The organism is Thermoflavimicrobium dichotomicum, from assembly GCF_900114055.1.
Taxonomy (GTDB): Bacteria; Bacillota; Bacilli; order Thermoactinomycetales; family Thermoactinomycetaceae; genus Thermoflavimicrobium; species Thermoflavimicrobium dichotomicum.
The window spans coordinates 377,955-402,825 of record NZ_FORR01000001.1 but is presented as its reverse complement, the minus strand read 5'-3'; the positions used below and the strand labels follow the sequence as shown (position 1 = coordinate 402,825).

The window sequence follows — 24,871 nt, the reverse complement described above, 5'->3', positions numbered from 1 at the left end:
CCTTGCTGTTATTCTGTCAAGTTAGGTGGCGCCTCTGCCAAAACGAGATGGGTTTTTTGTTTTTTACCATCCCGATAAAAGGTAAGCTCAATTTTTGAACCAATTTGAGTTTTGCTGTACAAGTAACTTCTTAAGTCGACGACTGAATTAACAGCTTTTCCATTAATGGCTACAATGACATCAAGGTATTGTAAGCCGGCTTTGGCTGCAGGAGAATTGGCTTCAACCGATTCAATCACAATACCGCCTGTAATATTGTCAGGTACTTTCAATTCAGCTAATTCGAGGTCAGAAAATTGGTATAAATTACCAAGAAAAGAAACACCTATATAGGGGCGAGGGACACGACCTTTTTTGATTAGATCCTGAATAATCGGTCGAGCATGATTAATTGGAATGGCAAATCCCAGTCCTTCGACTCCTCGTTCGGCAATTTTCAGGGTATTGATCCCAATCACCTGTCCGGCTACATTAACCAATGCTCCGCCACTATTTCCCGGGTTAATGGCGGCATCTGTTTGAATAACTTCAGTGGATATGTATTCATTTGCCTGGAAGGTTCTTTTCGGTGAGCTGATCACGCCGACTGTTACAGATTGGGAGAAAGTGAATCCCAGCGGATTTCCAATGGCAATCGCTGGCTCACCTGCTTTAAGTACGTCAGAATTGCCAAATTCAGCGACAGTGGTCACATATTGATCATCGATTTCTAAAACGGCTAAGTCGGTAATCTTGTCTTTTCCCAATATTTTGGCTGGAACGGTTTTTGGTTCATCTTTCGTTGAAATCACGACCCGAACATCACGGGCTTTTTCAATCACATGATGGTTGGTAACAACCAATGCTTTCCCGTTTCGTTTTTCAAAGATGATCCCAGACCCGGACTCACGTTCTTCTTCATTGGTAAAAAAGCCACCCGTTTTTCGAATGCTTTCTACTCCGACAACAGCTGGACGGACCTTTTCAACCGCTTGAGTAATATTGGAATTTACTTTTACAGTGGTTACTTTTGTCGGAGCTGTTGGTGCTTGTGTTTGATTGGTTGGAAGCTGAATGACTCCGCTTCGAATGAACAGAGGAGTAAATAAAAGGACAATCAGCCCTCCGATGATAGCTGATATGATCGCTATCCCCAATCCAGAAGAACGCCGTTCTGGATTGTTATAAAATCCCATTTTTTGAGTTTCCTCCCCTCAAGGATCATCGCTTACAGTATTTGAATCTTTTATTAACATTATACTAAATGGTACTTTCTTCATGAGATAAGCCAGAGGGATGTCAAAAAAACGTGATATTTATTAAAAACATCGGTGTTTTATTTTCTTGTTTTTACATAGCGCAAAGGGGTTGGACGATCTGCATAAGTTTCCCATAAGTGGACATCTTTTCCTACTTCCAGACCGGCATCTTCCAATATTTCTTTCACAGTAAGATGGGCCAGTTCAGAAAGATTATTGTCTTTACTTAAATGCGCCAAATAAACATGTTCCCCTTTTCCGTGCAATACATCCACGAGTGCTTCTCCTGAATCCTCATTGGATAAATGGCCAATATCACTTAAAATTCTTCGTTTGACATTCCAAGGGTAAGAACCCACTCTCAGCATCTCTACATCATGATTACTTTCCCAAATTAAAGTATCTGCACCAGAAACTTTTTCGATAATCCGTTGACTGACATATCCCAAATCGGTGACAACAGCGATTGTTTCATTATCAACATGAAGGGCGTAACCGACTGGTTCCGCTGCATCGTGTGAGACCGGAAAAGACTCAATTTGCAAATCTTCCACTTCAATAATCGCTTGGCTATGAAAGAGATGTTGCTGTTTTTCTGGAATGGTACCTACACTTGTCGGCAAATGTTTTTGGGTGGCTTCATTCATATAGACAGGAATTTGGTAGCGGCGTGCGAGGACTCCCAATCCTTTCACATGATCAATATGTTCATGGGTGACAAGGATGGCCGAAAGTGTTGACGGATGCACTCCAATCTGTTTCAAGCGTTCTTCCAATTGTTTTCCACTTAGACCGGCATCGATCAGTACCCGGGCTCTCTCTGATTCGATATAGATCGAATTACCTGAGCTTCCACTAGCTAATACACTAAATCTCATTTGCCTTCTTTCCTTTTTCATTTATTTCTTAATAACTTCCATGTTTTTATTGGCTGGAACGTAATAGAAATGATGATCGATATAAAAGCGCCAAGCGGGCAAAATAATGTGTTCTTCTGCTTTTGGATATACCCAATATCCTAAAGAAACTTCTCTGATCGTGACAGTAGCAGACGGACTTTTTGAAGTCGGTACTTTCCCACTTTGAATCAAATGATAGAGAGCGGAGTTGAAAGATGTTAAATAAATGGAAATCGGTTGAGTCAACTCATAATGGGATAATTCGATCGCTTTTATTTTGTTTTTCTCCAGATGTACAAGGATCCGGCTGTTGTAAATAGGGATCTGGTCTTTCATTTGCAGGTATACTCGTACATTGGGCTTTGAATCATTTTCGGAATAGCGAAAGTCCTTGAAAAAGGGAATCCATTTCTGCAGCATTTGATCCATATGCTGATAATCTTTAAAAGGGACAGGAGATGGAAAGGTTTTTGCGTATGTTTCACCATCTCCTTTTTTCCAACCAGAAAGAGATGAAGCTTTTGCTTTAAAAGCAGAAATTTGCGTAGGCTCTTTTGGCTTAGATGTAGCCAGTTTGATCTGATATTTGGCCAAGAGTGATTGAACTTCCTGATCTGTGACTTGACCATTTTCAATGATATTGCTGTTCATATACTGGGATTTCTTTTCCATCGTACGATACAATTGAAAGCCTAAAAAAAGATCCAAACAAATGAAAGCAATGATCAAGATGGTTTTTGCTCGGCGCCAATCCATTTCTCATCCTCCCCGCACTAAGGCAAAGCAATCAAATGTTGTTTTCCATCCACTGTCATAACCACCCAAACGGGCTCTAAAACCACTTGTTTTTCTTTTTTGCTAGCCCGATAGCCAGGGAAAATACGCTCTACTTTATCGAGAGGAATTTTTCTTTCGGTCAGAATGGATAAAAGCGATTTCTTGTCTGGCAATGATCTTTCTACGACATTTGTTGGTTTTTCCGGTAAGGTATACATGTAGCGCAAATATCTTTTTTCCTGTTTTTCTACTTGAAATTGGATGGTATCCAGGTATTGCTTGGATAAATGATTTTCGGTTGCCCAGAAAACAGGATAGTCCTGGTGAACGAGACGAAATGTATAACGATTTGCACTGCCTTGACGCTGAACCTTTTCTAACAAGTAGTTTCCAGTCCAACCGCGGTGATCTGACATAAATTTGTTGATTTGAATAATATCTGTAACCAAACTCTTTTCTTTATCCGGGTTTTCAGGCATTGGTCCAATGTAGACCATATAGTTGTCCTGTTTGTTATAAGTCAAGGTTCGTCCATCATAGGCGTAAACAAGTTCCCCATTGCTTAGTTCCGTTGGGGTAATGTTATCTACACTAAACAGGAATTGTTTCATGTCGTTGATGTTGATCTCTTGCAGGTGGTAAGTGTATTTTTTGGCATTTATCGGCTGGTTAGGCAGATAAATGATACGGGAAAAAGGGATATTGTTATTTGCCGGATCCCAAGGTGGTTTATTGTTTGCAGGAATCGCTTCGAATGTAACGAGATCGGTTTTCTCCGATAGATTAAACTGTTTTTCAAACTGAAAGATAGAGAGATCGGTCGTTGCTTGTACAATTTCGCCACGAAAATCAGAGATAAACCAGATATTGATCTGTTTGGTTTGTGGATCCGAATAAAGCCAGATGCGGCTAACTTTGGTTAAGTCTTTTAGAAATGATAGATCAGGCTCATCAATGTGTATAAAGGCTGAAATCGTATCAATCGGAAGATCATGAAAAAAGAAAAGCTCGATGCCAGTCGCTTGTTGGAAAAGGTATTTCCAATCGTTGGCATTTGGTTTCTTTTTTTCATAATGCCGGATTTTTATTTCTGAGAGGGTTTTTAGCCATTCATTGTAGCTGTTATCTTTGGCAGTCACCCAATAATGGTTTCCTGCTTCATGCAGGAGCAGGAAAGGGGGAGATGTCAATTGATAAACCTGTTTTTGATTGTATTTGATATCACCAATATAGTGCAAAGGGCGATAGATGTCTTTTTTTTCCTCGTAAGCAGGAGTCATGTACCATAATGATCCTGTCAGGACAAAACTGAGAACCACTAATATGACTAAACTGACTGTTTTGGCATTCTCAATCCATTTTTCTTTCATCCAATAACCTCCGGTTCACAAGGGGGGAGAGTAAAAGAGACAGTCGTGCCTTTTTGGTACTCACTATCGATCCAAATTTCCCCTTCATGAGCACGAACAATTTCTTGAGCAATAGCGAGGCCCAGACCCGTCCCCCCCATACTGCGCGAGCGGGCCTTGTCCACACGATAAAACCTCTCGAAAATTCGGCCTAAATCTTTTTTTGGAATCCCAATTCCTGTATCTTTGATGGATATTTCCACCATGCCATTTAAACGGCGACGGGCATAAATCGTAATTTTCCCGCCTTCAGGGGTATATTTCACGGCATTGGAGACGAGATTGTCCAATACCTGATCCATTTTATCACGGTCGGCATATACATAAGTCAAGCTGGTCAAAATCTGCAAAGAAATGGAAATATCTTTTTGTTTGCATTGGACAGAAAATCGATCAACCACATCTTCCAACATCTCTCGAAGATGAATCGCCTTTTTGTGAAAGCGGGCCTGTTTGGCATCAAGACGCGAGAGATGAAGCAAGTCATTGATTAAACGAGTCATTCGATCCGCTTCTTGGCGAGCCACTTTTAGAAAACGGACCGATAGATCTGGATCGTGAATGGCTCCATCTTCCAGGGCTTCCAAGTAGCTCTTAATAGTTGTCAGAGGCGTTCTCAGTTCATGTGAGACATTCGCCACAAAATCCTTGCGTTGTCGATCCAATTTCTCTTCTTCCGTAACATCTTGCAAGATAGCGATAACACCCACCATTTCCTTTTGACCATGTGGTTTAATCGGGGTGAATGTAATTTTGACAATGGTGTGGTCTTCTGGATCATCTGTATGGATTTCCAAAAAGGTCTGCCGTTCGTTTTCGAGTGGCAGAGAAAGTGGATCAGAAAGGGATAGCACTTTCTCAATGGGATCTCCCAATTGAATCGGGCGATTTAGGATTTTTTCAGCCCAACTGTTCTTGACAATGATTCTGCCATTACGATCCGTCGCCAATACACCATCACTCATATTTGCCAACACGGACTCAAGCTTTTCTTTTTCTTCCTCTTTCTGGTTTAACGCTTTCCGTAAGTCAGAGGACAGATTGTTAAAAGCGGTGGCCAGCTTTCCTATTTCGTCTTTGCTATAGACTTTGACCTGGATATCAAAGTTGCCTGTAGCCATTTCTGTCGTTTTTTTCGTAATCTCCTCTAACGGAGAAGTAATGGTTCGGGCAAGCAGTATAATCAGAAAACCGGAAGAGAGGAGAGCGATCCCACCAATCAAAATAAGCCGTTTGGTAATAAAGGAGATTTTCGTATAAACCGGTTGCAGGGAAGCCTCGATATAAATCATGCCAACCAGATTGCCATTACTGTTTTTAATCGGCCGTATATATATTTGATAATCCACATTCGTATTAGGGTCACGGCGAATCATGGTTGGAGTTGGCTGGTTTTGGAGTCGATGGATATACCCATTTTTTGTCCCCACTATATTTTCATTGGATGAGGTAGTACCCAGCACCATTCCATTGTCGTTTAATACCTGGATTTGCATGTCTTTGCTGATGGTTAGTTTTTTCTTGAGCAGATTGTCAATTTCTCTGCTCTTTTGTTCGGGTGTATTGTTTTGATTGACGAGTATGGTGAGTAAGGGAATTTCCAAGGCTTGTGCCTGAATCCCGAGTTCTTTGATAAAATCCGTTTTATAGCTGTCTTCTAGTGAACGAATGATGTACACACTGATTAATTGAACAGAAGCAATAAATAATAGGAGAAAAATCACAACCAATTTCCATTGTAAACGACTTACAAAATAAGACCAGTTTTTCATCTCATCACCGCTTAGGAATTAGGATCACGCATGGTGTAACCGATGCCTCGACGTGTAATAATGTATTTGGGTGCTCCAGGGTCATCTTCAATTTTTTCACGCAAACGGCGAATGGTCACATCAACGGTACGCACATCGCCAAAGTAATCATAACCCCAGACCGATTGCAATAAGTGTTCACGAGTTAAAACCTGATTCACATGCTTCGTCAAATAAAGGAGCAACTCAAACTCCCGATGCGTCAAGTCAATGGTTTTATTCCGTTTTTGCACGACAAAGGTATTCGGATCAATGGATAGTTCACCAACAACGAGCGGACTGTTTTCTTTCTCCGTTTTTGTTGATTGATTTTTTTGTGAGCGGCGTAAATTGGCTTTGATGCGAGCGAGTAGCTCGCGATTGCTAAAAGGCTTTGTCACATAATCATCTGCACCAATTTCGAGACCCAGCACTTTATCCAGTTCCGAATCTTTGGCTGATAGAATAATAATGGGCAATTGATGATGTTGTCGAATTTGTCGACAAACTTCGATTCCATCGGATCCTGGCAACATAAGGTCGAGAATGATGAGATCAGGCGGATCTGCCAATGCTGTTTGAATGGCCTCGTCCCCATCTCCCACCCATTTAACCTGATAGCCTTCTTTTTCTAAGTTAAACTTGATAATATCCGCGATATTTTTTTCATCTTCCACAATTAAAATGCGTGCCCCCATTATTTATCCCCCTATATCTATGAAGAGTCAATCGAAAGTCCTGTTCAATGAAAGCTCTTGAAGTTTCCTGTTTTGCCATATACCACAGATGATCTCTTCTTATTTTACCACTACTTCTATGGATCCTCCTTGAAAGTCATTATGAAAAAATAGGCGAAAAGTGTAAAGCCCAGCGTTTCAATGGTGAATATGATAAATGAGGAAGGAGGGGAGACCATGGAAATAAGGAGATATCAGCAAATTGCCAGTAAGGCACTGAAAACGATGGTGTTATTAAAACATGGTCAGGTTCGTGCTTATCTTCCTGAAACCAAATGGTTTAATCGAGAGACCCTGTTTTATATGTTGGAAAAATATGCTTCTGTCTATATTAAACCAGATAAAGGTGGCGGTGGCGCTGGAATCATTCGTGTTCGCAAATGGAACGAAAAAAGTTATGAGTGCTGTAGTCCATATGGTTGTTCGATCGTAGCGAGTAGCCAGTTGTTCAAATGGATCGAACAGCGTTTTTTACCTAAAAAGAGATATATTGTTCAACAGGGGATTTCGTTAGCTACTGTTCATGGAAGGCCGTTTGATCTGCGTATATTTTTGCAAAAACCTGAGAATGAATGGAAAGTAACAGGAATTGTAGCTAAAATAGCAGCTCCAGGCAAAATTGTAACCAACTATTGTAAAGGTGGAACACCTTGTAATGCTGTTCAGGCATTATTAAGTATAACGAAAAACAACTATGGGAAGACAAAAGGGCATTTGAAGGAAATTAGTTTTTTGTCCAAACGGGTAGCTAAAATATTAAATAACAAATTTATAGGACTAAAGGAACTGGGGATTGATGCAGGGATTGACCAGCAAGGGAAGTTATGGATTTTTGAAGTGAATACCCGTCCCCAATTTAAAATGTTCAGTAAATTGCCGGATTTGGGCATGTATCGGCAAATAATAAAGAATCACCGAAAAATTATTTAATATAGATAAATTTATTGTAAGTCTATAAATTTTATGGGTTGATTTGCTGGCCAGAAATGAATTCAACATGCGAAAAGCATGTTTTTTTCGTTTTCGAAAATATACGAGCTATTTCGACAAAACCTCCTGTTGACGTATTTATTTGGATACTGCTACCATTAACATTAATTAAAGGAGTTTAAAATTTTCCAATAAAAAAAGAGGTGTGAAATATGTCTTCAATTACAGTTGGAGTATATCTCGGTAAAAAGGATCGGTTGGTTCGTTACTGGTACGAAATTCTTCCGAAAGGTCAATTCCCGATGCTAGTCAAGTACTGCATCCAATCCTATCTGCGGAACAATTACTTCCCGCTTCAATCCATCTGTGACGCAAGGACGTTGAAAGAGCAGATCCAAATGAGAAGTGAGTATGTACCCACACAAAGAAACGTCACCTTTACTCCCGAAGATGGTCCGGTGTATCAATGGATCAAAAGCTTGGAGAGTGGGTATCGCAGCGAAGAAATCAAAAACATCCTGAAAGAGACGGTGATCCACACGTTGCTCAATGATCAGCCAATGTATCCACCCCGTCACATTGGACAAGCAACCTTTGCTTCCGGTACTGCTGGAATGGATTCAGGCTATCAGCAACATTATGCTGAAGAAGCGCAAAAAGTCACTCCACTTCTCAAACGGGATCATGTGATGATGGATGAAGCGTATCCAGCTTGGGAAAAATTGGCCACTCATGGGAAAGACCATGAGGAAACAGAAATAAAAAGAGAGCCAGCCAACGCGCAAGGATTTAGTCACTTGGTTAACTATTTGGGATGAGATCAAAGATTAAATCATGGTTGAGAGTGGAGTCCGAAAAAGGGCTCCCTCTTTTATCACTAATTTTGGAAACTTTTTGTGAACAATAGGAATCTTTGCAAGAATTTACAATCCTTTTGTCGTATCTTGTTCGAATAGAAGCATTTTTGTACGAATGAATGAAGAAAATGGATGAATCGTTTTACGCCCTAATGATCTTCCAAGATTAAGTATTGAGTCGCTAAAGTTAGGAGTGGGGAAACAGGTGCTAGACGACTTCAAGGCTTTTGAAACGAGAATGATGTATGATTTGGTAAAAAATTTCTTTTCAAATCATCCTTTTCTTTATTGGACGATGTTGAGTGCAGCTACGATTGCTTTGCTAGTTCTAATCTTTTTAAATCAGTCAAAGGTGAACAGATTTCCCCCTTATGGTTACATGCTCTCCGTATTGGTCGCTCTAGTTGCAATCGATATCCTTACACTCATGATTCCGATGATGGTTCTATACTTAATTGTCCTAGGAAATGTCCTTGTTCGAACAAATCGCGAAAGGATTGTTTTTGTTACATGTATTTATGCTGCAACGTTTCATTTGCTACAGTTGGGTACTTATGTTCATAGCTTTTATCTGGCCCGGATTATCAGTGAAACTTTTCTGTTTGTCTGGATCAGTTGGATCAGTTTGCAGGTTCGTCGTTCCTTTATCGAGTTAAAAAAGACAAAGAAGAAAAATGTCTATTTACTCAACAAATTGAGAGAAGCTCAACAAAGTTTGCATGAGTACCATGCTGAAATTGAAGAAACGTATCGTCGCGATTATTTAACAGGCCTGTACAATCTGGGCGGTTTTCAGGAGCAAATGATTCGAACGTTGAGTCGTTGTAGCCAAAATCAATCATACCATGTTATATGTATTGATTTGACAGACTTCAAGCAGGTGAATATGAAGCATGGGATGGAATACGGAGATGAATTACTGGTTATGTTGGCTCGGCAGTTAAAAAAGAATTTACCACCTCATGTTCAATTGGCCCGGTATGATGGAGATCAGTTTGCGATTGGATTGATGGGAGATCAAAAAGCCTTGTGTCATGGTTTGAATTTGATTGATCAAGTGATGAAGGGTTTAAAGGAAGAACAGGGGTTGCCCAATTACTGTCTGGGAACGGCTTCATATCCGAAGGAAGCGAATTCTGCTGCGGAATTGATCCGTTTGGCAGAAGAACGTTTGTCTATTGAGCAACAGCGATTGCGCGATAAAGAAGATGAATGCCGAAGACATTTGGAGAAACTTTCTGCGGTTGGTCAGCTGGCTGCTGGTCTTGCTCATGAGATTCGTAATCCGCTGACTTCAATTCGAGGCTTTGTTCAGATCTCCGCAGCTGAATCAGATGCCGTTAAGAAATGGGAATCGATTATCTTGCCAGAAATTGATCGAATTAATGATTTGCTCAAACAATTTTTGAAACTGAGCGAGTCACGTCCAGCTAAATTTGCTTATTTTGACTTGGATCAACTGATTCGAGATGTGTTTAGCCTTTTGCAACCACGTGCTTTTCTCATGGGACATGAATTAAAGCTTTACCCCCCTATTTCCAGAGTGATGATTGAGGCGGATCCTGAACAATTGAAGCAAGTGCTGATCAACTTGGTACAAAACGGTTTGGAATCATTGACAGAAAAAGGACGGGTAGAAATTCATTGGCGTGAAATGCGGGATCGAGTGATTATTCGAGTCAAGGATACAGGGGTAGGCATTCGTCCCGAACACTATGAACGAATTTTTGAGCCGTTCTTTACTACCAAAGGGGAAGGAACAGGAATGGGCTTGTCGATTTGCCAGCGGATTATCTCAGATCATGGTGGTCATATTCATGTAACCAGCCCACCTGGACGTGGTACCGTATTTCATATTCATTTGCCGATTCGCCAGTCGAAGGAGAACAAGACGAAATCATTTCCTGTAAAAAAGATGATGGAACCCTCTTTTAAACGCCTGATGACCAAGTAGTTTTCCTTCTCACTTTTTGCACCTACAAGCCTTCCTAAGGTAAAATAAGGTGAGGAGGCTGAAGAGAATGAAAAATAAACCACAATTTAATATTATTGGTAACAAATCAACAACGCATGGCGATTATTATACAGGAACTTTAAATTTGAGCAATCTATCTGCGGTTTTAATTGATGGAGATACGGCCAAAATCGATTTAGGATTACTTCATGCCAAAAGTGCAGTTGAACGTGGGATTAAATTTACGGCCAATAAAGAGGAAGTACAGAATGGCAAACTGTACTGGGTTGTTTGGATAGCCATCGACCGTAATGAAAACGGTCCCTATTATGCAGGCGTGACTGCTTGTCCGATGATTATCAATCGGGAAGAGAGACGTGGATGGAAAAATCTGGCATTCCATGTCAATCGGATGGATGATGCATTAAAGCGGCGCATTCGACTGGACGAATTGAGTGAAAAAGAAAAGTCAGTATTGAAACAGTTTTTAATGACCCATAATAAGGAAATGTGGGAAAATAGCAAAGAGGAATTAAAGGAACAATTGACTTAAAAATGAATAGTATGTGAACAAATATGCAAACATCTTGTCCTCTTTCTTTAGCAAGAGTACACTAGATTATGATTACGGAACCTTTTGCTAGGACACAAAAATTGCGGATCGATGATTCGGTCCGCAATTTTTGTTTTGATCTCCAATTTGGGATTATTTTCACAAACATTTCGAAGGGTCTGTCTCTTATTTGTTTTAATCCCTGATAAAAAACTTCTTTTTGGCTCAAGCTAAGGGCAAAAAGGAGGATCGATTATGAACTTTGATCATTATGTACGGCATGGAGGCGTACATTTCACACCCAATGTTTCTCCTGAAAAGATTAATCAATTTGTTAACCAGCTTCCCGAATCAAAGCGGGAAAGTATGTACCAAGTGATGCAGGAATTGGCTCAGGCAGGACTCATCACGGTTCATAATGATAGAGTCTGGGCAGATGGAGAAGGAAAAATAGGTGGAAGTAATGAATGTTAGTATGTGAAATATTTAGCAAAAAGATGGGCTAACTCAAAAGCTCTCAACAAACTTCCACACAAGCGCCATTTTGCCCAGAAAAATAACATAAAATGGATTAGCCCGTACCACTTCAATGGTGATACGGGCTATTTTTAAGGATTCAATTGGAATCGATCCCCTTGTGGATAACCCCTTATTGCTGAAACCAGTTCCAGATTTTTTCCCAGAGAGAAGGTTCTTCTGAATGTCCAGAGTGAGTCATTGGATGAACTGGGCAAGAGATTACAGGTTCTGTTCCCTTGACGAAATATTCCATTCTTGTCTTTGGACAATGTGGTGTAGCTAAATAGCCAGTCTCTTGATCAATGTATACTCCTCTTGCATCTGGTGGGATTGGGAAAATTCGGGTTGGTTGTTTACTGGTTGCTTGCTTCATAAAAGAAGCCCAAATGTATTGTGCGATTCGTGTTTTTTCTGTAGGTAATTTTTTGCCACGGTCATATCCGATCCATACAGTGGTCACTAAGTCAGGAGTATAACCAGCCAGCCAGCTATCCCAATCGGTTGATCCGGTTTTTCCGGCGGCGGGACGTGTAAAGATTTGTCGAACACGATGAGCTGTTCCACCAGGTTCAAAAACACTAGAAAGTAGGTGGGTTAAGACATAAGCGTGTCCAGATGTAGTCACTTGCTTTGCACTTCTTTTTTCTTCCACAAGTACATGGCCGTCCATATCTACGATTTTTACAATACCTGAAAGTGGATGGAATACACCTCCAGAGGCTAATGTACTGTATGCCTGAGCCATCTCATAAGGTGTGACTGCATAGCTGCCCAAAGCAAGAGAAGGAGTGGGGCGAAGTTCACTTTTGATGCCAAGCTTTTTGGCAGCATCGATCACTCTATCGATTCCAATTTGGAATAAGGTGCTCACAGCATATATGTTGTCGGATTGAGCAATCGCTTCACGCATAGAAATCGGTCGATTTGGATATTGGCCGTGGAAATTGGAAGGTTGATAAATGCCTCCCTGATAAACGAAAGAAGTGGGGCGGCTAAAAATTTTGGTTAAAGGAGTATAGCCGCTTTCAAGAGCACTTAGATAGACAATGGGTTTAAAGGAAGAACCGGGTTGGCGTTGTGCGAAAGCCCGATTAAACGGCGATTGGCGATAATCTTTGCCACCGACCATTGCCTTGATATGGCCTGTATGTGGATCAACAGCTACTAATGCCCCTTGTAAATCCCCTTGATCTTGGAGATATTTGGTTACCGCTTGTTCGGCTTGTTGTTGTATTTCAGAATTAAGCGTGGTATAAATCTTGAGCCCACCATGTCTAACCAGATTCTCGTCCAGGCCGTATTCCATAATCGCTGTTCGGATAATATAATCACGAAAATAGTTGGCCCTTGTGCTTGGATGAACCACTTTTTTCGGAGGAATAATGGAGATGGTTGCTTGCTTGGCTTGTTCAGCTTGCTTTTTGGAGACCATTTGATTTTTAACCATGAGATCTAAAATATGTTCTTGACGTTTCTTGGCATGATCAAAGTGACTATAAGGAGAATAATATTCAGGTCCCCTTGGGAGGCCAGCTAAAAAAGCACTTTCTGCAAGGGAAAGCTGCCGGACGGGTTTGTTGAAGTAAAGATGGGAAGCCTGTTGGGCGCCATAAGCACCATGACCGTAGTATATATGGTTAAAATATAATTGCAAAATCTGGTTTTTGGAGTAATGTAACTCGAGCTGAACAGTTAACATCGCTTCTTTCATTTTTCGGGCCCAGGTTCGGTCATGGGTTAGGTATAGATTACGAGCCAATTGTTGAGTGATTGTACTGGCTCCTTGAACAATCTCCCCTGACTTCAGGTTAATCCAGGCAGCCCGGGCAATTCCGTGTAAGGAAAAGCCAGCATGCTGGTAGAAAGTTCGATCCTCAGCAGCCAGAGTTGCCTGAATCAAATGTTTGGGGAGCGAATCCAGTTGAATGGGATCATGTGGTTTTCCTTGTTCTGCCTGATTGATCAATTGACCTTGGTCGTCATAAATTTTGGTCGCAAGATGTATATCTGGAGGGGGAAGAGGATGTGACTTAAGATAGACAAGGAAGAGACCCAGACCGATTCCTCCAACGAAAGAAGCATAAATAATGGTTTTAAGCCATCGGCTGGTATGCTTGAGTACGCGCCAGATTAGTAGTTGTTCCAAACGTGAATCGATTTGTGAACAGGAGCGATCGCCCATTCTTTGCTTCTCCTTTGACTTGATGGTTTCAATGATGAAGGCAAGCATATTATTTGATAGTCAAAGGAAAAATATACCTGACATAAATCTTTAATCGGTTCGCTTGGAAAAAGATTGTATCTGTGAGAAACATGAATTATGCTATTAAGCAGGTTTCCAATCTATCGGAAGCACATACATAGAGGAGTTGATTTTGGATGGATATGGAATTGTGGTATACAGAAAAACAAACTCCAAGTCATGGGATCACCAGTAAAATTAAAAGGACTTTGCACCATGAACAGACAGAATTTCAAAAACTGGATATTATTGAGACTGAACAGTTTGGTAAGATGATGGTTTTGGATGGAATGGTCATGACTACAGATGAAGATGAGTTTGTTTATCATGAAATGATTACACATATTGCAATGAATACACATCCGAATCCGAAACATGTACTGGTTGTCGGAGGAGGAGATGGCGGAGCCATTCGGGAAATTTTGCGCTACTCGAGTGTGGAAAAAGCAGTTTTGGCTGAGATTGATGGAAAGGTCATTGAAGCAGCTCAAAACTATTTCCCGCAGATTGCTGGTGGACTGTCTGATCCACGGGTAGAAATTCAAGTGACTGATGGCATTCGGCATATTGCGGAAAACAAAAACAAGTATGATGTCATTTTGGTAGATTCAACCGAGCCGGTGGGTCCTGCAGTGGGATTGTTCCAGAAGTCTTTTTACGAAGGGATTAAAGAAGCATTAAAAGAAGATGGAATCATGGTTGCTCAAACTGAATCTCCTTGGTTTAACCGGGATTTGATTCGAAGAGTGTTCCGGGATATTTCAGCGACCTTCCCAATTACTCGCCTTTACACAGCTTCGATTCCTACTTATCCAAGTGGTCTGTGGAGCTTCACCATTGGTTCGAAAAAGTATGATCCGCTCGAAGTGGATGAAAGTCAATTGCAGTCTTTTGATACACGTTACTATCACCCTGGATTGCATAAGTCTGTTTTTCAGCTACCTGTATTTGTACAAGAGTTGCTAACGGACAAGGGGGAATAAGCCATGCGCTTTGATGAAGCTTATTCCGGTAATGTATTTATCGGAGCGAGTATGGATTTGGACAAAGCACAAGCAGTCATTTATGGCATGCCGATGGATTGGACAGTCAGCTTTCGTCCAGGTTCCCGTTTTGGGCCAGCTCGTATTCGGGAGTCCTCGATTGTACTGGAAGAATATAGCCATTATTTGCGCCGGGAGCTAAAAGAGGTTACCTATTATGATGCAGGAGACATTCCGCTTGCTTTTGGGAATCCTGAGCGAAGCTTGCAACAGATCGGTGAATTTGTGAGTAAAGTACTGGAGCGGAAAATAATCCCGATCGGAATGGGCGGGGAACACCTCGTTACCTGGCCGGTTGTAAGAGAGGTTTACAATCATTATCCTGATTTGGCAGTCATCCATATTGATGCACATGCAGATTTGCGGGTGGATTATGAAGGAGAAATTTATTCGCATGCAACACCACTAAGAAAAATCGCTGAGTTGATCGGTGGCGAGAATGTATATCAATTCGGCATTCGTTCCATGACCAAGGAGGAAGTGATATATGCTGAAGAAGCAGGAATTCACTTCTATCCGTTTGATGTATTGGAACCACTGAAAAAGAGCCTGCCTGAGCTGGCTGGGCGACCTGTTTATGTAACGATCGATATTGATGCTCTCGATCCTGCATTCGCTCCAGGTACAGGTACCCAAGAACCCGGAGGGATCGATACCAAAGAAATGTTGGCAGCCATCCATGCCATTGCACGTTCAGAAGTACGAGTAGTAGGGGCCGATGTGGTAGAAGTAGCTCCCGCTTATGATCCAACTGAACAGACCGCAGTGGTGGCCGCCAAGCTGATCCGTGAGATCTTGCTAGGATGGGTTAAATAATGTGTGGGATGATCTGCACTTGTCTATAAAGGCGATCTGGTTTGGAAATCGTGCCGTTCTCTTGCCATTCTAGCGCATCATGGGAGCCTTCCTTTTTGATGAACGGGGAAGGCTTTTATTCATTTCTCTCTTCGGCTTTCGTCATTGGCGAACCAATGAAGAAGTGATAATATACCTGTAAGAGTAGGAAAGGGGTATTCAGTTTGATTCCCGTACAGATCCAGATCAAATCGGTGATCTACCATGAAGGAGAAGGGGAACCAGAAGTCATTCAACAACAGGCAGAAGGGCAGCTTGATGTACGTGAAGATGAATGGGTATTGAGGTATAGGGAAAATACGGGAACAGAAGATGAGACACGGACAACTGTAAAATCATGGCCTGATTATTTAATGGTGATTCGTCATGGTGCGGTTTCCTATCGGCAAACTTACCGGCCGCACCAAACCATTACCAGCATGGTTCATACGCCAGCAGGACAAACAGAAATGGATGTAACCACCCTTGATTATATACGTGAGTGGAAACCGCCAAATGGCAGGATCTCTTTTTCTTTTCACTTAACGATGGGTCAGGAAAAAATGGGACGTTATCAGTTAACTATTCAATGGATAGAGGGGAAGGAAAATGAGCGTACTTGAGCAAATGAAGGAGACTTTAAAAGAAGAGATTCGTCGTGCAGTGATTGATGCAGGATTGGTCCATGAAGCAGAAATTCCAGAAGTCCATTTGGAAATTCCGCGTGAAAAAGCCCATGGAGACCTGGCAACCAATATTGCGATGCAGCTGACAAGGATTGCTCGGCGTAACCCACGTGAAATCGCAGCTGCGATAGTAGAAAAATTGGATCAGGGTAAGGCATCCATTCGTGAAGTGCAAATAGCTGGACCAGGGTTTATTAATTTTTTCCTGGATCGTTCCTTTTTGACAAAAGTCATTTTGGAAATTGACCAGAAAAAAGAATCGTATGGAAAGTCCGAAACAGGTAGAGGAGAAAAGGTTAATCTGGAGTTTGTCAGTGCCAATCCAACAGGAAATTTGCATCTGGGACATGCTCGTGGTGCAGCTGTCGGAGATGCACTGTGCAATATTTTAACAGCAGCCGGTTATGATGTAACTCGTGAGTATTATATCAATGATGCCGGAAATCAAATGCGCATGATGGCTTTATCGATTGAAGCACGTTATCTTGAAGCGTTGGGCAAGGAATGTACTTTCCCTGAAGATGGATATCGTGGACAAGAAATGATTCAGATTGCTCAAGAGATTGTTAAGGAGGAAGGCGATCGTCTTGTTGAGATGATGGATCGCGAGGAACGGTTAAGCTATTTCCAACAGGTTGGAAGAGAAAAGCTGCTTGCCAAGATCAGGCAAGATTTGGAGCGCTTCCGTGTCACCTTTGATGTGTGGTATAGTGAACGTTCATTATATGAATCTGGAGAGATTGAAGAAGTAATTGGAGAGTTAAAGGAAAAAGGATATACCTATGAAAAAGATGGGGCGCTGTGGCTACGTACAACTGCATTTGGCGATGACAAAGATCGTGTATTAATTAAAAAGGATGGTTCCTATACTTACTTTACGCCCGATATTGCTTACCACCGCAATAAGTTAGCGAGAGGACATCAACGGTTAATCAATATCTGGGGAGCGGATCATCACGGATACATTCCGAGAATGAAAGCGGCTTTGCAGGCTTTGGGGTATGATGCTGACCAACTCGAAGTCGTGGTTACGCAAATGGTAAAGCTCTACCAGGGCGGGGAACTGGTCAAAATGTCCAAACGAACGGGTAAAGCCGTTACCATGGAAGAGCTGATGGATGAAGTAGGTGTTGATGCGACCCGTTATTTCTTCGCCATGCGTAGTCCTGATACTCATTTGGATTTTGACATGGATTTGGCTGTTTCGCAATCCAACGAAAACCCTGTTTACTATGTTCAGTATGCACATGCCCGGATTGCCAGTGTATTCCGTCAGGCATCAGAGAAAGGGTTAGCAGCCTCTTTGGAGCCGGAGAAGTTAGCCAAATTGGAGCTGGAGCAAGAATATGATCTCTTGCAAAAACTGGCCGAATTCCCGAGCGAAGTGGCTCAGGCAGCAGAACAGCTCGCTCCACATCGAGTTGTTCGTTACCTCTATGATTTGGCGACCGAGTTCCACAGCTATTACAATGCCCATCGTGTGATTACAGAGGATAAAGAGTTGACTCAAGCACGCCTGGCTTTACTTGCGAGCGTGGCACAAGTTGTGCGAAACGGACTCAAATTGGTTGGCGTACAGGCACCTGAGCGGATGTAAAACAATAGATGTGGGAATGAATTGTTGATGATGACTTGTGATGAAATGGCACATAAAAAATTTGGCCGAAGGCGCAGTGTTCCTTCGGCTTTTTTATTATTGGACCAGGTAAATCGATGTTTCTATTACTTCAGAAATGGAAAGATATATAATCGTGAAAATGGATTATGGGATAGGAGGAAATGTTGCTTTATCAGGGATGAAAAAACTGCATATTGTTCATGCAAACAGGTCGCCAAGAGAAAATGGAAAAGTCGTCAGAAGAAGGAGACATTTTTTTTAGAACGAATAGAAGCAGGGAAAGAGAGGTGAAAAGTTGTGTTAGCAATAAGGGGAAAAATTGCAAAGAGAAGAAAAAAACATCTTTTTTTATTTGGAGGAATTGGTTTTTTCATTTTGTTTGTTATCGTAGTGATTCCAATGTTGATCAGTCTGTTTGTTTTTCTTGCAGTCGATTCAAATTCTGGATCTTATTCTTATGATATTCCATTATTTGGTTATCAAGATGCAATCCCTGGGCCACTCAAACAAATTTATGAAGAAGTAGGAAGACAATATCATATTCCCTGGAATATCCTTGCAGCTGTACATAAAATCGATGGGGATTATTTGAATGAGATGAAATCATTATTTCCAAATGATGTACCATTTGCTCAAGTATTTCATGAAGCAGGAGCAAAGTATGGAGTTGATCCAGCACTCCTTAAAGCGATTGCAAAACAAGAGAGTAATTTTAATCCCAAAGAACTCTCGCACGCTGGTGCAAGAGGAATCATGCAGTTGATGCCAGCCAATTGTCAGGAGGCTGGGTTGGATCCCAATGGAGATTGCTGGGATCCTGTTAAAAACATTCACGCAGGTGCACAAGAGATTGCCAGATACCTGAAGAAATACCAGGGAAATTTAATTTTTGCATTAGCGGCATATAATGCTGGACCGGCTCGAGTTTCAGGAATGGATGACAATCCTAGACCACCAGAGGTTCCTCCTATTCCGGAAACGCAAGATTATGTAAAAAAAGTACCGATGTACTATGAACAATTCAAAAAAGGAATGGGTGATGGGAAAGTAGATCCTGCAAAAATAGAAGAAATTCGAAAAAAAGTCGAATCAGTAGCTAGTAAACTGGCAGAAAAGAGAAAGAAACATGAAGATTCGAGTAAACAGGGGAATCCTACTGCTTGTATGGTTGAATTGAAAAAGAAGACCGTTAAAGAAGTGAAAGAAGGTAAAGCTGGAAATTATGGAGCCTTAACCTGTGCATTGGCAGAATACTTTTCAGAGTCGTGGAGTAAAGTGGCACAAGTCGAAGAACAGGCGCAGCTCTATTTAGGTTCTGTTATGCTAACTGGCTCTGGTAAGCCCGTATCGTTTGGTGGAAGAATGTTGTGGCCAGTACAAGTGGGCGGTGGTGTACATAAACAGGGAGGTTGTGTGTCTTCACCTTATGGGCAAAATCGAGGAACGTACTATCACAGAGGAGTTGATATATCAGCACCAATGGGTACACCTGTTTTTGCAGCAGAAGCGGGAAAAGTTTATATTTCAAAGGCAGATCCCATCAGTCTTTCCGATCCCATTGGTTTTGGATGGTATGTAGGGATCGATCATGGCAATGGATTAACCACTTGGTATGGACATATGCCCCGGAAATCGGTGTTGGTCAAAGTGGGAGATTATGTGCAAAAAGGACAAAAAATCGCAGAAGTGGGGCGAAACGGGATGACAGATACACAAGCCCATCTGCATTTTGAGGTGCATATAAACCAAGATCGGGATCGAATTGATCCGACTCCTTTTATTGGAAAAGGAGTACCTTGCAATCGGAGTAAATTTGATCCCAGTTATTATACTCACCCAATTTATGGAGTCAATGAATAAATCTCCATAGACAAAGGCGGTGATTCGATTGCGTGCAAGAAGGCCTCCTTACCTCTTTTTCATATTTGCAGGGATTTTATTGATTTGGGTTTGGTATAAGTATGCCACGGCTACACCAAAACCGGATCCTTCTTTAGCAACGGAAGCAGAGCCACCAAAACCTGTGGCAAAGATCAAAGTGAGTCAACAAGAAATGGAACAAATCAAAGTAAGATCCAAAAAATTTGCCGAAGTATACTTTTCCTATGACGATCAGCAGCCGAAACACTATTTTCAACAAGCTTCCACTTACTTGCATTCCCAATTTGTGGATCAACGTGCAAAAGAGTTAAAAGAAATCAATCAACCCAACAAGATTGGAGTCAAAACGATTTTTGAACAGCCAACCAAGACAGAGATCCTGACCAGTTATATTCAAGGAGAGCAGATTTGTGTATTTGTTGATATCGCAAGGGATGTTACCTTGCAGTATCAAGACGGACAAACAAAAAAAGTAAAGGATGCTTTTAATCGGTTGATTGTTTGGGAAAAAGAAGGAGATGAATGGAAAGTGCGACGGGTTGAACATCAAACGTATATGGAGCCGGATTGATTGGCATTATTCATGATAAGACCCTATTACCGAGCAACACCATCAGAAGGATGAAAAAGGTGTTCAGTTTTCTATCAAGCGGGAGAGTGGGTTCCTTACGGAGTGACTCTGATGATACAGAAGTCGTCACGGAGGAAGGAACCCATCTCGAAGCGCGGGAGAAACGTATCCATATTTTCAGGATATATAGTGCTAGAAAAATGGAAAGGCTGGACACCCTATTTTTCGGCTCGCTAGAATTAATGTGACAAATTTTCGTCTTTTATGATGAATTTTTGGCAGTTAGAAAGGAGTCGAGTAGTGTATAGAGAGGAATGGTTGCTGGATCCGGCAGAGGAAATGTTTAAAAAGGTTTTGGAATGTTTGGATGAAGGGATTCATATCGTGGATTCAAGCGGTTTTACCGTTTTTTACAATCGAGCTGCTTCTTTGCTCGATGATCTGCCTGTTCAGGAAGTATTGGGAAAACATGTGCTTGAGGCTTTTCCTTCGTTGACAGAGAAAACCAGTACACTGCTGAAGGTATTAAAAACAGGAGAGCCTGTAAAAGAAAAACAGCAAACCTATATGAATAGCCAAGGGAAGCAAATCACAACCGTCAATAAAACATTACCCATCCGGATAAAAGGAAAATTGATTGGAGCAGTAGAAATCGCCAAGGATATTACCAGGATTAAAGAATTGTCTGAAAAAGTCATCGACTTACAAGAGCAGATCCAGGAACCGAAAAAAAAGCGTCATCGTATAAAGCGTATGTACTGTTTTGAAGATATCATCACGCAAAACACCAAGATGCAACAGGCGATTGAACGCGCCAAACGAGTGGCATTGTCTTCTTCACCTGTACTCGTCGTTGGGGAAACCGGAACAGGCAAAGAGCTATTTGTCCAGTCCATTCACTCCAGTTCACCACGAAAAGAAAAATCCTTTGTCGTCCAAAACTGTGCAGCAATTCCATCTACACTGCTTGAAAGCATACTATTTGGCACCGTAAAAGGTGCATTTACTGGAGCAGAAGACCGTTTAGGCTTATTTGAGTTAGCGGATGGTGGAACCCTGTTTCTTGATGAAATCCATGCCATGCCGATCGATTTGCAGGCCAAATTACTTCGTGTACTGGAAGATGGGCTTGTAAGACGGGTAGGAGAGACCATGCATCGCTCCGTTGATGTGCGCATCATCGTAGCAACGAATGAAGATCCATTGCAAAGTGTGAGGGAAGGAAGATTACGGAAGGACTTGTTTTATCGTATTCATGTTGTGCGCATCCAGCTTCCTCCTTTGCGTGAACGAAAAGAAGATATTCCTCTCCTTACCCACTATTTTTTAAGAAAATTAAAGGAGAAAGTGAATTCGCCTGTTGAACGGTGTTCGGATGAAGTGATGGATCTTTTTTTACAATATGACTGGCCAGGAAATGTCCGGGAACTGGAACATACCGTCGAAGGGGCATTGCACCTGGCGACTGATACCGAACTGAAGATGGAGCATCTTCCTCCTCATTTTGCATCGCTGAAGATGACCGATGCAACTTGTCTCCATATGAATATTGACCTGGATCGGACTCTACCCGAAGTGCTGGCTGAAGTAGAAGAGAAGTTGATTCGAAAAGCATTGAACACCTCTGATGGCAAGATTCTGTTAGCTGCAGAGAAGTTGGGGATTCCAAGACAGACCCTGCAATACAAATTGAAAAGACTGAGAATGCAAAGAAAAAGTTAAGGAACCCGTTATCCAAAAGAACATGAATTACAAATTGAATGTCGATTTTTTAGCATTTTAGGGTGTTGACAAACCAGTATATAACGGAAATGTCAACAAGCTGTAAGTGCCGAAAAATCGGCATTTTTTCTTTATTTTATTTGGAATAGAAAGTAAAAACTGACTATTTTGTATTGGCATCATTTTTGCATTATATAAGGGCGAGGAGGTGAGAGAGGCTTTGGAAAAGACCTCTTTAATCGGACATCCTTATGGATTGCATCGGGTCTGTGAACCCATAGGGGTGTTGCCACAGCCAGCGTGGAAGTTGGATGCAACTCCAGTAATTTATGCCAATGAATTACTCATTAATGTCGAGCGTTTGAATATTGATTCCGCTTCCTTTGCGCAGTTGAAAGAAGAAGCAAAGGGAAACGAAGAGAAAATCAAACAAAAAATTTTGTCCATCGTAAGAGAACGGGGAAAAATGCACAATCCCGTCACAGGTTCTGGCGGGATGCTGATTGGGCGAGTCGAACAGATTGGATCTCATTTTCCGCATACTAATCTGCAAGCAGGAAGCAGGATTGCTACTTTGGTCTCATTAACACTAACCCCTTTAAGACTGGAAGAGATTCAGCATGTAGATCTGAAAACGGGTCAACTCAAGGTAAGTGGAAAAGCCATTTTATTTGCAAGTGGACCCTATGCGGTACTGCCTGAAGATTTGCCGGAAACAGTAGCACTGGCCGCTTTAGATGTGTGTGGTGCTCCAGCACAAACATCCCGATTGGTTCAACCTGATCATGTGGTAGTTGTTTTGGGAGCGGGCGGGAAGTCAGGACTGCTAAGTTTGTATCATGCCTGGAAGAAAGCCGGAAAAGATGGCCGGGTAATCGCGCTGGAAGCAAATGAAGACGCTTGTCAGGAGATTCACCAGTTACAAATGGCACATGAAATCATTTGTGTAGATGCTACCAATCCGGTTGCAGTATTGGAAGCCGTAACAAAAGTGACAGATGGCAAATTGGCTGATTTGACCATTAACTGTGTCAATGTCCCAAATACGGAGTTGTCATCGATTTTAATCACACGTGAGGGTGGTTTGGTTTATTTCTTCAGTATGGCTGTTCGCTTTACTGCAGCTGCATTGGGAGCAGAGGGAGTAGGAAAAGATGTGCAGATGCTGATTGGAAACGGTTATGCCAAAGGACACGCAGAATTGACGATCCAGACACTGAGAGAATCGAAACCGTTGAGAGAGTTGTTCGTTGCTCGTTATGCATCTCATTAAATAAAGGGGGCGCCGGCAAAAGTGAGAAGAGATTGGCGAAAAATCGAGTTGTGGCAAGACGTGACCGAAGAGCAGTGGAATGATTGGTTATGGCAACTAACCCATACGATTCGGACGTATGATGAGTTGAGTAAGGTGATTCATCTAACTCCAGAGGAAATTGAAGGAGTGAAGATTTCGAAGCAAACCATTCCACTCAATATTACGCCTTATTATGCGATGTTGATGGATCCGGATGATCCGAAAGATCCTATTCGTATGCAATCAGTTCCAGTATCTTCTGAGCTGTATCGTACGGTTTATGATATGGAAGATCCTCTGTTGGAGGATACGGATTCCCCGGTTCCGGGATTAACGCATCGTTATCCTGATCGGGTCTTATTCTTGATTACAAATCAATGTTCCATGTACTGCCGCTATTGTACACGTCGCCGTTTTTCGGGACAGATTGGGATGGGCGTACCCAAAAAACAAATGGATGCATGTATTGAATATATTCGCAACACTAAAACGGTGCGTGATGTTCTTTTATCAGGAGGAGACGGTTTACTGGTCAATGACCGTATTTTGGAATATTTGCTAAAAAATCTTCGTGAAATTCCTCATGTGGAAATTATTCGGATTGGAACCAGAGCCCCTGTTGTTTTCCCGCAACGGATTACCGAAAACCTGTGCAATATTTTGAGAAAGTATCATCCGATTTGGCTGAACACTCATTTTAATCATCCAAAGGAGATCACCCCTGAGGCAAAACGGGCTTGTGAAATGTTGGCAGATGCAGGAGTACCACTTGGAAATCAATCGGTCATTTTGGCTGGCATTAATGATTGTCCTCATGTCATGAAAAAGCTCATGCATGAACTGGTGAAAATTCGCGTTCGTCCATACTATATCTATCAATGTGACTTGTCGATGGGAATTGGACACTTCCGTGCGCCCGTATCCAAGGGATTGGAGATTATTGAGTACTTACGTGGCCATACTTCCGGTTATGCTGTACCTACATTTGTGGTGGATGCACCTGGCGGCGGCGGTAAAATTCCGCTTTCACCCAACTATATTATTTCGCAAAGCCCGACCAAAACAGTACTACGCAACTTTGAAGGCGTGATTACCAGTTATCCAGAACCGGAAAATTACAAACCGCATGATTCAGTTAATTGTGAATATTGCAGATCGGTTGGGGAACAAGTTGGAGTGGCAGCTTTAATGAGTGATCAACGAATCAATTTGGAACCGAAAGAACTTTCCCGCGAAGAACGGCGTCTATTGTTAAAACAAAAGGAAAAAGCAGCAGTAGAGTTAGCAGCAGCAGAAGATAAGATGGGAGAAAAGTGA

21 protein-coding genes are annotated in these 24,871 nt (G+C 41.8%); 14 read left to right on the top strand and 7 right to left on the bottom strand.

Annotation, left to right across the window (positions count from 1 at the left end):
- Positions 1–8: 8 nt before the first annotated feature.
- The 6 genes from BMZ78_RS01880 to yycF all read right to left on the bottom strand — a co-directional run bounded on the left by BMZ78_RS01880 (position 9) and on the right by yycF (position 6,814).
- Positions 9–1,175, bottom strand: coding sequence for a S1C family serine protease (locus tag BMZ78_RS01880; RefSeq protein ID WP_093227469.1), 1,167 nt, complete (start codon positions 1,173–1,175; stop codon positions 9–11).
- A gap of 140 nt (positions 1,176–1,315) precedes the next feature.
- Positions 1,316–2,116, bottom strand: coding sequence for an MBL fold metallo-hydrolase (locus BMZ78_RS01875; protein WP_093227467.1), 801 nt, complete (start codon positions 2,114–2,116; stop codon positions 1,316–1,318).
- Between the two features lie 21 nt (positions 2,117–2,137).
- Positions 2,138–2,893 (bottom strand): two-component system regulatory protein YycI, encoded by a 756-nt coding sequence (gene yycI / locus BMZ78_RS01870; protein WP_093227465.1) that lies wholly within the window; start codon positions 2,891–2,893, stop codon positions 2,138–2,140.
- A 17-nt stretch (positions 2,894–2,910) separates the two neighbouring features.
- The gene (gene yycH / locus BMZ78_RS01865; protein ID WP_093227463.1) at positions 2,911–4,284 is read right to left on the bottom strand and encodes a two-component system activity regulator YycH; all 1,374 of its coding nucleotides are present in this window, start codon (positions 4,282–4,284) and stop codon (positions 2,911–2,913) included.
- A complete protein-coding gene (locus tag BMZ78_RS01860) occupies positions 4,281–6,095 on the bottom strand; it encodes an ATP-binding protein (RefSeq protein ID WP_093227461.1) in 1,815 nt (604 codons plus the stop codon). Before BMZ78_RS01860 ends, yycH begins: the two co-directional genes overlap by 4 nt.
- Positions 6,096–6,106: 11 nt before the next feature.
- Complete coding sequence (gene yycF, locus BMZ78_RS01855; protein WP_093227459.1) at positions 6,107–6,814, bottom strand: response regulator YycF; 708 nt, start codon at positions 6,812–6,814, stop codon at positions 6,107–6,109.
- Between the two features lie 213 nt (positions 6,815–7,027).
- Here yycF and BMZ78_RS01850 point away from each other — a divergent pair, with 213 nt between their 5' ends.
- From BMZ78_RS01850 to BMZ78_RS01830, 5 genes are all read left to right on the top strand, one after another.
- The gene (locus BMZ78_RS01850; protein WP_175482239.1) at positions 7,028–7,780 is read left to right on the top strand and encodes a YheC/YheD family protein; all 753 of its coding nucleotides are present in this window, start codon (positions 7,028–7,030) and stop codon (positions 7,778–7,780) included.
- Between the two features lie 212 nt (positions 7,781–7,992).
- Complete coding sequence (locus BMZ78_RS01845) at positions 7,993–8,598, top strand: hypothetical protein (RefSeq protein ID WP_093227455.1); 606 nt, start codon at positions 7,993–7,995, stop codon at positions 8,596–8,598.
- A gap of 244 nt (positions 8,599–8,842) precedes the next feature.
- On the top strand, positions 8,843–10,591 hold the full coding sequence (locus BMZ78_RS01840) for a sensor histidine kinase (protein ID WP_093227453.1): 1,749 nt from the start codon (positions 8,843–8,845) through the stop codon (positions 10,589–10,591).
- A 67-nt stretch (positions 10,592–10,658) separates the two neighbouring features.
- Positions 10,659–11,144: a YwhD family protein gene (locus tag BMZ78_RS01835; protein ID WP_093227451.1), complete on the top strand. Its 486-nt coding sequence runs from the start codon at positions 10,659–10,661 to the stop codon at positions 11,142–11,144.
- Between the two features lie 255 nt (positions 11,145–11,399).
- Positions 11,400–11,618: a hypothetical protein gene (locus BMZ78_RS01830; RefSeq protein ID WP_093227449.1), complete on the top strand. Its 219-nt coding sequence runs from the start codon at positions 11,400–11,402 to the stop codon at positions 11,616–11,618.
- 175 nt (positions 11,619–11,793) lie between these two features.
- On the opposite strand, the gene BMZ78_RS01825 is transcribed toward BMZ78_RS01830, so the two are convergent.
- Entirely contained in the window at positions 11,794–13,845 is a 2,052-nt protein-coding gene (locus tag BMZ78_RS01825; RefSeq protein WP_175482238.1) for a transglycosylase domain-containing protein, read from the bottom strand.
- Positions 13,846–14,048: 203 nt separating this feature from the next.
- Here BMZ78_RS01825 and speE point away from each other — a divergent pair, with 203 nt between their 5' ends.
- The 9 genes from speE to kamA all read left to right on the top strand — a co-directional run bounded on the left by speE (position 14,049) and on the right by kamA (position 24,871).
- On the top strand, positions 14,049–14,888 hold the full coding sequence (gene speE / locus BMZ78_RS01820; protein ID WP_093227707.1) for a polyamine aminopropyltransferase: 840 nt from the start codon (positions 14,049–14,051) through the stop codon (positions 14,886–14,888).
- A gap of 3 nt (positions 14,889–14,891) precedes the next feature.
- Positions 14,892–15,764 (top strand): agmatinase, encoded by an 873-nt coding sequence (gene speB, locus BMZ78_RS01815; RefSeq protein WP_093227445.1) that lies wholly within the window; start codon positions 14,892–14,894, stop codon positions 15,762–15,764.
- 203 nt (positions 15,765–15,967) lie between these two features.
- Positions 15,968–16,405 carry a YwiB family protein gene (locus BMZ78_RS01810; RefSeq protein ID WP_093227443.1) on the top strand — a complete coding sequence of 146 codons (438 nt, stop codon included), beginning with the start codon at positions 15,968–15,970 and terminating at the stop codon, positions 16,403–16,405.
- Positions 16,392–18,065: an arginine--tRNA ligase gene (gene argS / locus BMZ78_RS01805; protein ID WP_093227441.1), complete on the top strand. Its 1,674-nt coding sequence runs from the start codon at positions 16,392–16,394 to the stop codon at positions 18,063–18,065. Before BMZ78_RS01810 ends, argS begins: the two co-directional genes overlap by 14 nt.
- Before the next feature lie 318 nt (positions 18,066–18,383).
- Positions 18,384–19,946, top strand: coding sequence for a transglycosylase SLT domain-containing protein (locus tag BMZ78_RS01795; RefSeq protein WP_093227437.1), 1,563 nt, complete (start codon positions 18,384–18,386; stop codon positions 19,944–19,946).
- Between the two features lie 28 nt (positions 19,947–19,974).
- On the top strand, positions 19,975–20,538 hold the full coding sequence (locus BMZ78_RS01790; protein WP_093227435.1) for a hypothetical protein: 564 nt from the start codon (positions 19,975–19,977) through the stop codon (positions 20,536–20,538).
- Positions 20,539–20,838: 300 nt separating this feature from the next.
- Positions 20,839–22,260, top strand: a complete 1,422-nt coding sequence (locus tag BMZ78_RS01780) for a sigma-54 interaction domain-containing protein (RefSeq protein WP_341849619.1) — start codon at positions 20,839–20,841, stop codon at positions 22,258–22,260.
- Positions 22,261–22,480: 220 nt separating this feature from the next.
- On the top strand, positions 22,481–23,533 hold the full coding sequence (kdd, locus tag BMZ78_RS01775) for an L-erythro-3,5-diaminohexanoate dehydrogenase (RefSeq protein ID WP_093227431.1): 1,053 nt from the start codon (positions 22,481–22,483) through the stop codon (positions 23,531–23,533).
- A 21-nt stretch (positions 23,534–23,554) separates the two neighbouring features.
- Positions 23,555–24,871, top strand: a complete 1,317-nt coding sequence (gene kamA / locus BMZ78_RS01770) for a lysine 2,3-aminomutase (RefSeq protein ID WP_093227429.1) — start codon at positions 23,555–23,557, stop codon at positions 24,869–24,871.